Here is a 13,099-nt window from a genome sequence, read left to right on the forward strand (position 1 = left end):
TGATGGCCGGGTGAACCAGACCTACCGGCACGTGTCGCAGTCGCCGACGCTGCCGGGCACCGCACCACCGCAGGACGAGTTCGACGTCGCCGCGCTGTACGAGACCCCGCTGAGCACCGGTGGCGCGGCCGACGTGTCGCTGGACGAGAAGCTGCGCAAGGCGTACTTCTGGATCGTCAACCACGCGATCATCAGCCCGCACTACGACCTGGAGTTCGCCGAGGGCCCCGGCACGAGCTTCACGCTCGGTGACAGCAAAGCCCGGCTGTCGCTGCCGAGTGGGCAGAGCTACTCCAGTTTCGTGCTCGTCCCGCTGCTGACGTTCGCCACGCGGCGCCGGTGCCTGCTCGTGGGCGGGCCGGGGCGGGGCAAGACGGCCAGCGCGATCCTGATGGGCGTGCTCGCCGGGTACCCGTTGCGGGACGTGCGCAGGGCGATGCAGCACGGGCACCCGCAGCTGACGATCTCCGACATGCTGGGCACCCCCCTGCCGGGGGACTTGATCAAGGCCGAGCGGCTGGCGGACATCGACGTCGCCTGGCGGACCTGGCTGGGCATGCGCGTCAAGATCGTCGACGAGTACAACCGCATCCCCACCCGCACCCAGTCGGCGTTGCTGACGCTGATGTCCGACGGGTACGCCGAGGTGTTCGACCAGATCTACGAGTCCGCCGACTCGGCCTGGTATCTCACGGCCAACGACGACAGCGGCGGCGGCACCTACCAGGTCATCGAGGCGCTCAAGGACCGCATCGACGTCGTGGTGCACGCGCTGGCGTTCAACTCGCGGTTCCTCGGCGAGTTGCAGGAGCGGGTCGAGCAGCGGCTGCGGCCGGAGGAGGTCGTGCCGCCGGAGATCGTGTTCACCGAGGCCGAGCACGACCGGATGCACGCGGAGATCCTGCGCGTGCCGCTGCCCCGTGAGGTGCGGCGCAGGCTGGAGTTCTTCTCCGCCCAGTTCGAGCTGCTCGAACCGGCGGGTGAGCAGTTCGAGTACCGGACCAAGGACACCGCGAACCTCGCCGGTGTGGACGTGCACCTGCTGTCCGCGAGCGAGACCGGGCGCGACCGGCTGGCCGACCTCGGCGCCCAGACGCTCACGGGGTTGTCCGTACGGTCGTTGCAGAGCGTGCTGACGTACGCCAAGGCGTTGGCGTATTTCCGTGGCCGTCCCGAGGTCAGCCTCGACGACCTTGCGTCGGTACTGCCGTTCGTGCTGCACGACAAGCTCAAGCCCAACGACCAGTCGCCCGCGTTCGACGAGCCCGCCCAGCGTCCATACCGGACCGACCGGGTCAGCTGGATCCGGTCGATGTTCGAACGGGCCTGCGCCGAGTACGACCGGCTCGACCTCGACGTGCACGACCCGGTCGGCGACCTGCTCGACGAGTTCGAACTCGGCCTCGACGACGTCGGCGAGGCCGAAGTGGAGCGCCGCCTCGGCAAGGTCGAGTCATTGCTGGCCGAGTGGAGCCGGGACCGCAAGCTCTACGGGCACGTCTACGACGACGCACTGGCGTTGAAGTACCTGCACCAGCGTTACGTGAACTACCGGTCGTGGCTGCGATGGAAGAACTGAGCAGCCCGTTCCACCGGGCGCTGGCGGCCAACCGGGACCGCTACAACGCCCAGTTCCGGCTGGCCAGGCACCGGTCGCGGAACCTGGACGCAAACGCTTTCCTCAAGCACCTCCAGGACTTCGTCGGGCCGATCGTCGACGCGGCGGGCGGTGATCCGGTCGAGGTCACGGACGCACTGGTCGACCTGTCGTTCGCCACCAACGGCCGCATGTCCGCGCTGTTGCACAAGATCCTGCTCGACCAGGCGCGGTTCCTGGCGATGGAGCCGAGGCGGGTCTCGGTGGCGCTGGCGAACGCCTTGCACCACCTGGAGTCCCAACCGGACACCCGCCCGACCGCCTGGGTGTCGTTCCTGTTCCACCGCAGCAAGCTCGTCGACACCGTCGACGCCTTCCTGGACCTGGCCGCGGTCGCGGCATGGGGTTTCGGGCTGGCCGCCTTGCGCGAATCGGCCCTCGCGGTCGCCGCACGGCTGCACCCCGACCTGTTGTGGGCGATCACCGGCTCGCAGGACGTCGAACAGGTGCGGGCCGATCCGTGGTGGACCGCCTATCCCAAGGGCCTGCGGGTCGTGCGCAAGCTGGGCGCGTTCCGCGGCTTCGGTGGCACGTTCGTGCGGCCACCGACGGTGTTCCTCAGCCGTGGGCTGCTGCACGCCACGGACGGCGAGAACACCTGGCGTGTGTACGCGGATATCCACGGTGGCGCGCTGCGTAAAACCGAACACGCGACGCCGGAGGTCCAGTCGCCGACCTTCACGCTGTCCCGTGACGGTGTCGTGTCCCTGAACGGTGAATCACGGGCGCTGCCGCAGCTCGCGGGCGCGTCCAGTTGGGCGTCGTTCGGCAACACGCTGGCGGTCACGACGCCGTGGACCCACTCGATCACTTTCGTGGCGCAGTCGTGAACTGGCGCGAGAAGTGGCCGGAGGCGCTGCGGGCGTGGGGCCGGTTCACCAAGGTCCACGACCCCGACTACTGCGTGTCCACATCGGACGCCAAGGCCGCCGGGCTGACCGGCAGCTTCGCGATGTTCCGGTTGAACGACCGCACGGTCGTGCTGGACATGCAATCAGTGGCCGAACTGGGCCTCGGCGACATGCCCGTCGAGGTGATGGCGCACGAGATCGGCCACCACGTGCTGTGCCCGGCGGACCTGGCCGACAACGCGCGGTTGCTCTCCCGCGTCCGCCGTGGCGTGCCCGGCTTCGAGCAGGCCGCGCCGCTGGTGGCCAACCTGTACGCGGACATGCTGATCAACGACCGGCTGCAGCGCAGCCGCGGGCTGCGGATGGCCGAACTCTACGAGCGGATCACCGCGCCGCGACCGACCCCGCTGTGGACGTTCTACATGCGCGCGTACGAGATCCTGTGGTCGCTGGAATCCGGGACGCTGACCAGGGGCGAGGTCACCGAGGAGCTCGAAGGCCACGCGCAGCTGTGCGCCCGGCTGGTGCGGGTGTACGCGACCGACTGGTTGCGCGGCGCCGGCGGATTCGCTGCGCTGTGCTTCCACTACCTCGCCACGGGTCCTGACGGGACCGACGCGCTCTCCGGTATCCGCAGGCGCGTGTGCGTCGGTGTGGTCGGCGACGACACCCACATCCCCGGCCTCACCGCGGCGGACGACGAGGCCGTCGTGCACCCGGCGCTGGACCCGCAGGTGAACGAGTTCGCCCCGCAGGACGCTCCCGCCGACGAACCGCACGCGCCCGCGACCAGCACGGGCCAGTTCCGGGAGCCGTTCGAGTACGGCCAGCTCCTGCGCCAACTTGGGTTGAACATCTCCGACGAGACCGCGGCGGCCCGGTACTACCGGGAACGCGCAGCGCCGCACCTTGTGCGGTTCCCGATGCGCACCAAGCCGTTGTCAGCCGAGCCGCTGCCCGAGGGGCACAGCGCGTGGGACATCGGCGAACCGCTGGAGGCGGTCGACTGGCTCGCCACCGCGACCCGCTCGCCGGTGGTGATCCCGGGAGTCACGACCGTGCAGGCGGTGCTCGGCACGACCGAGGGTACGGAGAAGTCGAGACAACCCGTGGATCTGGATCTGTACGTCGACTCGTCGGGGTCGATGCCCGATCCGCGCAGGCGCGTCTCGTACTTGACGCTGGCCGGGGCGATCCTGGCGCTGTCGGCGCTGCGGGTCGGCGCACGCGTCCAGGTGACGCTGTGGTCGGGCGCCAAGCAGTTCCTGGTCACGGACGGATTCGTGCGCGACGACGACGCGATCATGAACGTCCTCACCGGGTATTTCGGTGGTGGCACGGCGTTTCCGTTGCACATGCTGCGCAGGACCTACCTCGAACAGGAACGCACGCAGCCGACGCACATCGTGGTCATCTCCGACACCGGTGTGGACACGATGGTCCGGCAGGACGACGAGTTCGGCAGGCCGGGTGGTGAGATCAGCGCCCGTGCGCTGGCGGCGGCCGGTGCGGGCGGCACGCTCGTGCTGAACGTGCAGAACAGCTGGGAGAGCACGGTTCGTGAGATCCTCCCGGGCTGGGCCGTGCACAGCGTCTCGCAGTGGCGGGACCTGGTCGAGTTCGCCGCGGCTTTCAGCCGTGCCCAGTACGAACGGAGCACCGCGTGATCGTCCTGTCCCGGCTCACCCGGCGGCTCGCCGAGACGCCGAACGACTTCACCAGCACGGCGGCCTTCGCGCCCGCGGTGATCTCCGACGTGCTGGCCGCGGCGGGCCGCGCGGGCCTCGACGCCACCACCGCGCAGCCGTTCCTCGACATGAACCCGCGGTGGCGTGAGCTCGTGCTGATCAGCTGCTGGCTCGTGGCCGACGAGTCCTTCCGCGACGTGACCCACCACGAGCCGCTGGTCCGGTTCCTGCGCGACGACCTGCCGAAGCTGGCCGAGCTGATCGAGCCGCGGCGGTTCGTGAGCGACCCGGACCGGCGCGAGGAACTCGCCCGGCTGGCGATGCTCGCGCTCGCGGTGATGCCCTCCGGCGAGACGGCCGAGCAGGCGGCGGACCGTTTGGCTACAGTGGACAGTGTGCGGCGGTACGAGGTGCTCGAGGCGACCAAGGCCGCCGAGGAGCGGGCCGCGGCGGTGCGCAGAGCGATGGAAGCGGAACGAGCCCGCGAGGCAGCCGCCCGCTACAGCCAGGTGTGATCATCATGCGTGACGACTACCCAGTTCCCGACTACGTGCCGATGGCCGCGACCGCGTTGACCGACGCGGAACGATGGCCGTCGCTGACCGAGGACGGCCGCGCCATGCTGGACCGGCTGCGTGCCCATCCGTCCGCCCCGCTGTACAACCACGCCTGCGGCGACCGGCTGACCAGCCAGTCCGTGGCGGACCTGAAGTCCTATCAGGACACTCTGCGGGCCGGGCAGCACGGCTGGACCTCCACGCAGGAGCCGCCGTGGGTGGCGGACCTGGTCGACCGGGTCTACCGGACCGTGCCGCGCTATCGCGGGCACACCAGGCCGGAGCGGTTCACCGACGTGCCGCTGACCGACCGGATCGACCTGCTGTCACGGGCTTTCGAGTGCGTCCCGGACGACGCGGACCTGTCCGACCTGATCGTGTACCGGACGTCGGGCTCACGCGGGCCCGCGGCGACCGTGCCGATGAGCCCGGGGTTCAACGCGCTCGACCTGCCGGTGATCGAGCACGTGCTGGCCAAGCACGGCGTCGCGGTGTCCGGCGGCGAGGACAGGGTGTCGCTGGTCAACGTCTACGCGCAGCCGGTGGCGTACCAGTTCGCCTCGGTGTCGGGCTACCTCGGCGGCGCCGGCATCGTCAAGCTCAACCTGGACCCGTCCGGCTGGCGCGTGCCGGGCGACTGTGTGTCCTTCTTGGACAGCTGCGAGCCCGAGGTGTACACCGGCAACCCCATCTCACTGGCGGCGTTGGCCGAACTGCCGTTGCGGCACAATCCGAAAGCGGTCATCAGCGGCGCCATGTCGTTGAGCGACACGCTGCGGCGACGGCTGGAGAAACGCTTCGCCTGCCCGGTGGTCGACCTGTACGGGATCACCGAAGTGGGCCTCATCGCGTGGCGTGACCACGACGTGCACCGGATCCTGCCGCGCCGGTTGTACGTGGAGATCCTCGACGAGAACGGCAGGTGCTGCGAGCCAGGCGTGGCCGGTGAGGTGACGGTGACGTGTGGCGAGAACCCGTTGCTGCCGCTGCTGCGCTACCGCACCGGTGACCACGCCGCGCTGGACTGGCGCTACGGCCCCGTTCTGGTCGGGCTGGACGGCCGCGCACCCGTCCGGTTCCGCCGGACCAACGGGTCGTGGGTGAACTCCATCGAGATCACGCATGTCCTGTCGCCGCTCGGCCTGGTCGCGTGGCAGCTGCACCAGGGTGCGGACGGCGCGTTGACGTTGTCGGTGCACGAGACGGGCGCACCGGGCCCGGACGTGATCGCCCGCGCGCTGACGACGTTGATGGGTGACGTCCCGCTGAAGCTCACCCTGGACAACCTCGCCCGGGCCACGAAACCCCAGCGCTACACCTCTGACGTCTGAGACAGCACCGAGAGGTCGGTGGCACGCAGCCGGTCCCGGTCGCCGATCACGTCGATCCCGGTGATCACGCCGTCGGCGAAGGTGAACGCGAGAACCACGGCCAGCCTGCCGCCGACGCCCATCACCAGCCCGGCCGACCCGTTCACCAACGCCACCTCGGCCAGCAGCGCACGTCCGGCGGACGCCATCGCGCCCTTGGCCACCACGTCCGCGCCGCGGATCACGACCGGTTTGCCCGTCGGCAGGGCCATCGCGTCCGCCCGGAGCACGACGTCCGGCGCGAGCAGCGCCATCAACGCCTCGAAGTCCCCGCCGCGGGTGGCGGCCAGGTACGCGTCCGCCGCCGCGCGTTGACGAGCGAGATCGGGCGTGAGCTCCGCTCCCCGCACCCGGCGGCGCGCACGGCTGGCGAGCTGCCTGGTCGCGGCGGCCGACTTCTCGATCAACGGGGCGATGTCGTCGAACGGCATCGCGAACATGTCGTGCAGGACGAACGCGAGCCGCTCGACCGGCGACAACGTGTCGAGCACCACGAGCATCGCCAGCCCGACCGAGTCGGCCAGCTCCGCGTCCTGTTCGGGGCTGTCCCGCGCGACCACGTCGATCTCGAACGGCTCCTCACGGCGCTGCGCGCGTGACCTGAGCATGTTGAGGCACACGCGCGCGACGACCGTGGTCAGCCAGCCGCTGAGGTTCTCGACGTCGTCGGTGCCCGCCTGGTTCGCGCGCAGCCACGCCTCCTGCACGGCGTCGTCCGCTTCGGCCGTCGAACCGAGGATCCGGTAGGCAACCGCGCGCAGCCGTGTCCGGTCCTGCTCGAAAAGTTCGGCGTCCACAGTTGTCACATTCCTTCCCCGAGTCGTGTCAGCCCAGTAGACCTACCGAACTGGCAAGGAGTAACCATGATTCTGCTCACCGGTGGCACCGGCACCCTGGGACGGCACGTGACCCCGCTGCTGCTCGACGCGGGCCTGAAGGTGCGGATCCTCAGCAGGAAACCGCAACCGCCCGCCGACGGCGTGGAGTACGTGGTCGGCGACCTGCTCGCGGGTACCGGCATCACCGAGGCGCTGACCGGCGTGACGACGATCCTGCACCTCGCGGGCGGTGCGAAGGGCGACGACATCGCGACACGCACCCTGATGGCGGCCGCTGGAGACGTCCGGCACGTGGTGTTCATCTCGGTCATCGGCGCCGACCGCGTCCCGCTGGCCTGGCTGCGGTCACAGCTGGCCGCCGAACAGGCGATCAGGGAGTCGGGTGTGCCGTGGACGATCCTGCGCGCGGCCCAGTTCCACGACCTCGTCCTGAAGATGACGCAGGGGATGGCGAAGCTGCCGGTCGTCCCGGTGCCGGGCATGCGGCTGCAACCGGTCGACGCCCGTGACGTCGCCGCCCGCCTGGTCGAGCTGGCGCTCGGCGAACCGGCCGGTCTGGTGCCGGAACTGGCCGGTCCCCGTGAGTACGAGATGCGCACGTTGGTCACCGACTACCTGCGGGCCGCGGGCAAGCGCCGGGCGAAGGTGCCGCTGCGGATCCCCGGCAAGGCGGGACGCGCCTACCGCGCCGGGGACAACCTGACGCTCGACGGCGATCGGGGCACCCGCACGTGGGCGGACTTCCTCGCCGAACGGCTGTGAGACGCAAGGATCTTCAAGACAGCGCCGGCCGCACGGCCGACGCTGGACCGCATGAACATCGCGGAGATCGTCGCGGCCGACGGGCCGCACCCGGACCACGCGGCCGAGCTGATGCTGTTCGGGCAGTTCGTCGGCTCGTGGGACCTGACGGTGACCGACCACTTCGAGGACGGCACGACCAGGACCATGGCGGGTGAATGGCACTTCGGCTGGGCGCTGGCGGGCCGGGCGGTGCAGGACGTGTGGATCGTGCCGGGCCGGGAGTACGGCATGACCGTGCGGTTCCACGACCCCCGGATCTCGGCGTGGCGGTCGACGTGGATCGGGCCGGCGTCCGGCTACGTGCAGCAGTTCATCGCACGGGAGGAAGGCGACGAGATCGTGCTGTCCGGCAGGCAGGCCGACGGCAGGTACGTGAAGTGGATCTTCTCGTCGATCACGCCGGTGTCGTACCACTGGCGCAATCTGATCTCCGCGGACGGTGCGGCGTGGCGCGTGCAGCAGGAGATGGACGTCGTCCGGCGTGAACCGGGTGATGACGGCCGTGGCTCATGACGAGGAGCAGGCCGGCGCCTTGATCGACGACGTGCACGTCAAGCCCATGGTGATGCGCGGGTGTGAGCTGGACGGGTGGCTGCGTGTCGCCGTGGACGCCCTCGGCACGGACGACCAGCCGCGGTCGTGGGTCGAGCGCGGGACCGGCTTCGGGGAGTCGCTGCCGGCCAGGTAGCGGAGCTCACCCGGACCGGCTTTGCATGACCATACATCGGCGTGCATAATTGTGCTTGTGTCCAAGGTGCTCACTTCTCTGCCTGTCGGTGAACGTGTCGGGATCGCCTTCTCCGGCGGCCTCGATACGTCGGTAGCTGTCGCGTGGATGCGCGAAAAAGGTGCGGTGCCGTGCACCTACACCGCCGACATCGGCCAGTACGACGAGCCTGACATCGACTCGGTGCCCGGCCGCGCCCACGCGTACGGCGCCGAGGTCGCCCGCCTCGTCGACTGCCGCGCGGCACTCGTCGAGGAAGGCCTCGCGGCGCTGGCCTGCGGAGCGTTCCACATCCGCACCGGCGGACGGACGTACTTCAACACCACGCCGCTCGGCCGCGCGGTCACCGGCACCCTGCTGGTGCGCGCGATGCTCGAGGACGACGTTCAGATCTGGGGCGACGGCTCGACGTTCAAGGGCAACGACATCGAGCGGTTCTACCGCTACGGGCTGCTGGCCAACCCGTCGCTGCGGATCTACAAGCCGTGGCTGGACGCCGACTTCGTGACCGAACTCGGTGGCCGCAAGGAGATGTCCGAGTGGCTGCTGACCCGCGACCTGCCCTACCGCGACAGCACGGAGAAGGCCTACTCGACCGACGCCAACATCTGGGGCGCGACCCACGAGGCCAAGTCGCTGGAGCACCTGAACACCGGCATCGAGATCGTCGAGCCGATCATGGGTGTGCGGTTCTGGGACCCGCAGGTGGAGATCCCGGCCGAGGACGTGACCATCGGCTTCGACCAGGGCCGGCCGGTGTCCGTCAACGGCAAGGAATTCGCCACGCCGGTGGACCTGGTGCTCGAAGCCAACGCGATCGGCGGACGGCACGGCATGGGCATGTCGGACCAGATCGAGAACCGCATCATCGAGGCGAAGAGCCGCGGGATCTACGAGGCGCCGGGGATGGCCCTGCTGCACGCGGCCTACGAACGCCTGGTGAACGCGATCCACAACGAGGACACCCTGGCGACGTACCACGCCGAGGGACGCAGGCTCGGGCGTCTGATGTACGAGGGCCGCTGGCTGGACCCGCAGGCGCTGATGGTCCGCGAGTCCCTGCAGCGCTGGGTGGGCATGGCGATCACCGGTGAAGTGACGCTGCGCCTGCGCAGGGGCGAGGACTACTCGATCCTGGACACCACAGGGCCGTCGTTCAGCTACCACCCGGACAAGCTGTCGATGGAACGGACGGAAGACGCGGCCTTCGGCCCGGTCGACCGGATCGGCCAGCTGACCATGCGCAACCTGGACATCGCCGACTCGCGTTCCCGGCTGGAGCAGTACGCCGGCCTCGGCATGGTCGGCACGCAGCACACGGCGCTGATCGCTCCGCTGCCGCAGACCGAACTGATCGGTGCGATGCCCGAAGGCGGCGCCGAAGCGATCGTCGACCGCGGCTCGGCGCCGGTCGACGACGCGGAACTGCTCGACCACGCGGCACTCGAAGCGGGCAACGACTGACCAGCACACCGCTGGGGCCGCTCTCTGAACGAACCGGCCCCAGCGTGTGTGATTCGTCGATGACCTCACTCTCTTGCTTCGGCTGCCGCCGATGCCGAATCGTGCTGGGACTGTCGGACCCGTTCGGTAGCTTGCGGGCATGGTGACCGTCGAGCAGATCCGCGCGGTGGCTCTGACGCTGCCGCGGGCCTACGAGGCGATCGTGCGTGATCGCGTCAAGTTCCGGGTGGGGCAGATCGTGTTCGCCGCGCTGTCGCGGGACGAGACGACGATGGGCTTCGGTTACCCCAAGGCGCAACGGGACGCGTTGATCAGCGGCGAGCCGGACAAGTTCTTCCCGCCGTCGAAGTCCGACGAGCGGTTCAACTGGGTCCAGGTGTGGCTCTCGGCGATCGACGAGCAGGAGATGCGCGAACTCGTCATCGACGCATGGCGCATGTGCGTGCCCAAGAAGGTGATAGCGGAGTACGACGCCCGTCAAGCCGAGCGCCCATGACAGCGGGCTTCAGGAGCCGGAACACCGACCTGGCCCGCAAAGTTCACAGGACACCGCCCCACCGCACGTCAACCGGTGTCCGCAGAACAGCACACAACTACACGTTCCGCAGCGCGTCGATCCGCACGCGCGTAGCACCAGACCACCGGGCCAGGAGACAACAGCCACGGGTCTCACAACGCATCAGCCGAAGTGCTCACGGCGGCGGGGGTCGCTGAAGTCTGAGAGCAGGACACAGCGGCAGGCCTGGCTGTGTGCGTGGGCAATCGCGGCGTCTCTGGCCATGAAGGCGGATCCGGCGTCAGTGAACAGCAGGACCTCCGTCCGCTTCGGCGAACAGATCGAGGCGGACGGAGGTCCAATGGCCACGTCTCGGCAGCCATGCCCGGGGATCGGGAGGATCCCCGGGCATGGTGTGTTGTGCTATTTGATGCCCGCGGCGTCCATTCCGCGCAGTTCCCGCTTCAGGTCGTGGATCTCGTCGCGCAGCCGCGCCGCCAGTTCGAACTGGAGCTCCCTGGCCGCGTTCATCATCTGGTCGGTCAGCTGGGCCACCAGGTCCGCCAGTTCCGCGCGGGGCATCTTGGTGATGTCGCGGTCGGACTTCACGCCCGAGCTCTTGCCGCCGGTGGCCGGGACGCCCTTCTCGCCCGTGGGTTTCTTGCCACGGGAGACGTTGCGGCCCGAGCCGCCGACGGCCACGTCGTCATCGTCGGCTTCCTGGTAGACGCGGTCGAGGATGTCGGCGATCTTCTTGCGCAGCGGCTGCGGGTCGATGCCGCGTTCCTTGTTGTACGCGATCTGCTTGTCGCGGCGGCGGTTCGTCTCGTCGATCGCGTGTTGCATCGCCGCGGTCATCTTGTCCGCGTACATGTGGACCTGGCCGGAGACGTTACGGGCGGCGCGGCCGATCGTCTGGATGAGGCTCGTGCCCGACCGCAGGAAGCCTTCCTTGTCCGCGTCCAGAATGGCCACGAGGGACACTTCCGGCAGGTCGAGGCCCTCGCGCAGCAGGTTGATGCCGACCAGGACGTCGAAATCGCCGGACCGCAGCTGCCGCAGCAGCTCCACCCGGCGCAGGGTGTCCACTTCGGAGTGCAGGTAGCGCACCCTGATGCCGAGCTCCAGCAGGTAGTCGGTCAGGTCCTCGGCCATCTTCTTGGTCAGTGTGGTGACCAGGACGCGTTCGTCCTTCTCCGCGCGCTCGCGGATCTCGCCGACCAGGTCGTCGATCTGGCCCTTGGTCGGCTTGATGATCACCTCGGGGTCGATCAGGCCGGTCGGCCGGATCACCTGCTCGACGAACTCGCCGCCGGTCTGGCCCATCTCGTACGGACCCGGCGTCGCCGACAGGTACAGCGTCTGGCCGATCCGGTCCTGGAACTCCTCCCAGGTCAGCGGCCGGTTGTCCAGCGCGCTGGGCAGCCGGAAGCCGTGCTCGACCAGGTTGCGCTTGCGGGACGCGTCGCCCTCGTACATCCCGCCGACCTGAGGCACCGTGCCGTGCGACTCGTCGATGACGAGCAGGAAGTCCTCGGGGAAGTAGTCGATCAGCGTCGCGGGCGCGGAACCGGCCTCGCGGCCGTCGATGTGCCGCGAGTAGTTCTCGATGCCCGAGCAGAAACCGACCTGGCGCATCATCTCGATGTCGTACGTGGTGCGCATCCGCAGCCGCTGCGCCTCGAGCAGCTTGCCCTGCCGTTCGAACTCGGCCAGCCGCTCCTCGAGTTCCTTCTCGATCGCGACGATGGCCCGTTCCATCCGCTCCGGACCGGCGACGTAGTGCGTGGCCGGGAAGATCCGCAGCTCGTCGACTTCCTTGACGATGTCGCCGGTGAGCGGGTGCAGGTAGTAGAGCTTGTCGATCTCGTCGCCGAACATCTCGATCCGGACGGCCAGCTCCTCGTAGGCCGGGATGATCTCGATGGTGTCGCCGCGCACGCGGAACGTGCCGCGGGCGAACGCCAGGTCGTTGCGGGTGTACTGGACGTCGACCAGCGCGCGCAGCAGCGACTCGCGCTCCAGCTCCTGCCCGACCCGCACCTCGATCGACCGGTCCAGGTACGACTGCGGCGTGCCGAGGCCGTAGATGCAGGACACCGAGGCGACCACGATCACGTCCCGCCTGGACAGCAGGTTCGACGTGGCCGAGTGGCGCAGCCGCTCGACGTCGTCGTTGATCGACGAGTCCTTCTCGATGTACGTGTCCGTCTGCGGGATGTACGCCTCGGGCTGGTAGTAGTCGTAGTAGCTGACGAAGTACTCGACCGCGTTGTGCGGGAAGAACTCGCGCAGCTCGTTGGCCAGCTGGGCGGCCAGGGTCTTGTTCGGCGCCAGTACGAGGGTGGGCCGCTGGATCCGCTCGACCAGCCACGCGGTGGTCGCCGACTTCCCGGTGCCGGTCGCGCCGAGCAGCACCACGTCCTTCTCGCCCGCCTGGAGCCTGCGCTCCAGTTCGTCGATGGCCGCGGGCTGGTCGCCTGCCGGCTGGTACTCGCTCACCACCTGGAAGGTCTTGGCGGCGCGCGGGATCTCGCTCACCGGCCGGAACTCGGAGTGGGCGATCACTGGGTACTCGGTCGCGAATGCCACGCCGAAGACTCTACGTCCGCCCACCGACAGTTTTGCTCCGACCCAGGTCGGCAG

At 69.1% G+C, this 13,099-nt stretch carries 12 protein-coding genes; 10 read left to right on the top strand and 2 right to left on the bottom strand.

What is annotated here, in order from left to right:
• Positions 1–10: 10 nt before the first annotated feature.
• From AOZ06_RS41155 to AOZ06_RS41175, 5 genes are read left to right on the top strand one after another with little or no spacing between them, the layout of a single operon-like run.
• Entirely contained in the window at positions 11–1,579 is a 1,569-nt protein-coding gene (locus AOZ06_RS41155) for a MoxR family ATPase (RefSeq protein WP_054294316.1), read from the top strand.
• A complete protein-coding gene (locus AOZ06_RS41160; RefSeq protein ID WP_157233524.1) occupies positions 1,558–2,487 on the top strand; it encodes a hypothetical protein in 930 nt (309 codons plus the stop codon). Before AOZ06_RS41155 ends, AOZ06_RS41160 begins: the two co-directional genes overlap by 22 nt.
• Positions 2,484–4,175 (top strand): vWA domain-containing protein, encoded by a 1,692-nt coding sequence (locus tag AOZ06_RS41165; protein WP_054294318.1) that lies wholly within the window; start codon positions 2,484–2,486, stop codon positions 4,173–4,175. Before AOZ06_RS41160 ends, AOZ06_RS41165 begins: the two co-directional genes overlap by 4 nt.
• Complete coding sequence (locus AOZ06_RS41170; RefSeq protein ID WP_054294319.1) at positions 4,172–4,711, top strand: hypothetical protein; 540 nt, start codon at positions 4,172–4,174, stop codon at positions 4,709–4,711. The genes AOZ06_RS41165 and AOZ06_RS41170 overlap by 4 nt, the downstream gene beginning before the upstream one ends.
• Positions 4,712–4,716: 5 nt before the next feature.
• Positions 4,717–6,084: an AMP-binding protein gene (locus AOZ06_RS41175; RefSeq protein ID WP_157233525.1), complete on the top strand. Its 1,368-nt coding sequence runs from the start codon at positions 4,717–4,719 to the stop codon at positions 6,082–6,084.
• Here the strand turns inward: AOZ06_RS41175 and AOZ06_RS41180 are convergent.
• Positions 6,066–6,920, bottom strand: coding sequence for a sigma-70 family RNA polymerase sigma factor (locus tag AOZ06_RS41180; protein ID WP_054294320.1), 855 nt, complete (start codon positions 6,918–6,920; stop codon positions 6,066–6,068). The two genes, AOZ06_RS41175 and AOZ06_RS41180, sit on opposite strands and share 19 nt — an antisense overlap.
• Positions 6,921–6,986: 66 nt before the next feature.
• On the opposite strand from AOZ06_RS41180, the gene AOZ06_RS41185 reads away from it, so the two are divergent.
• From AOZ06_RS41185 to AOZ06_RS41205, 5 genes are all read left to right on the top strand, one after another.
• Positions 6,987–7,724, top strand: a complete 738-nt coding sequence (locus AOZ06_RS41185; RefSeq protein ID WP_054294321.1) for an SDR family oxidoreductase — start codon at positions 6,987–6,989, stop codon at positions 7,722–7,724.
• Positions 7,725–7,775: 51 nt separating this feature from the next.
• A complete protein-coding gene (locus AOZ06_RS41190) occupies positions 7,776–8,279 on the top strand; it encodes a hypothetical protein (RefSeq protein WP_054294322.1) in 504 nt (167 codons plus the stop codon).
• Complete coding sequence (locus AOZ06_RS41195; RefSeq protein ID WP_157233526.1) at positions 8,269–8,454, top strand: hypothetical protein; 186 nt, start codon at positions 8,269–8,271, stop codon at positions 8,452–8,454. Before AOZ06_RS41190 ends, AOZ06_RS41195 begins: the two co-directional genes overlap by 11 nt.
• Before the next feature lie 57 nt (positions 8,455–8,511).
• Positions 8,512–9,957, top strand: coding sequence for an argininosuccinate synthase (gene argG, locus AOZ06_RS41200; RefSeq protein WP_054294324.1), 1,446 nt, complete (start codon positions 8,512–8,514; stop codon positions 9,955–9,957).
• Between the two features lie 139 nt (positions 9,958–10,096).
• Positions 10,097–10,453: an MmcQ/YjbR family DNA-binding protein gene (locus tag AOZ06_RS41205; RefSeq protein ID WP_054294325.1), complete on the top strand. Its 357-nt coding sequence runs from the start codon at positions 10,097–10,099 to the stop codon at positions 10,451–10,453.
• Positions 10,454–10,876: 423 nt separating this feature from the next.
• Here the strand turns inward: AOZ06_RS41205 and uvrB are convergent, their stop codons facing one another.
• Entirely contained in the window at positions 10,877–13,045 is a 2,169-nt protein-coding gene (gene uvrB / locus AOZ06_RS41210) for an excinuclease ABC subunit UvrB (protein ID WP_054294326.1), read from the bottom strand.
• Positions 13,046–13,099: the final 54 nt, after the last annotated feature.

It is taken from the genome of Kibdelosporangium phytohabitans (assembly GCF_001302585.1).
Lineage (GTDB): Bacteria > Actinomycetota > Actinomycetes > Mycobacteriales > Pseudonocardiaceae > Kibdelosporangium > Kibdelosporangium phytohabitans.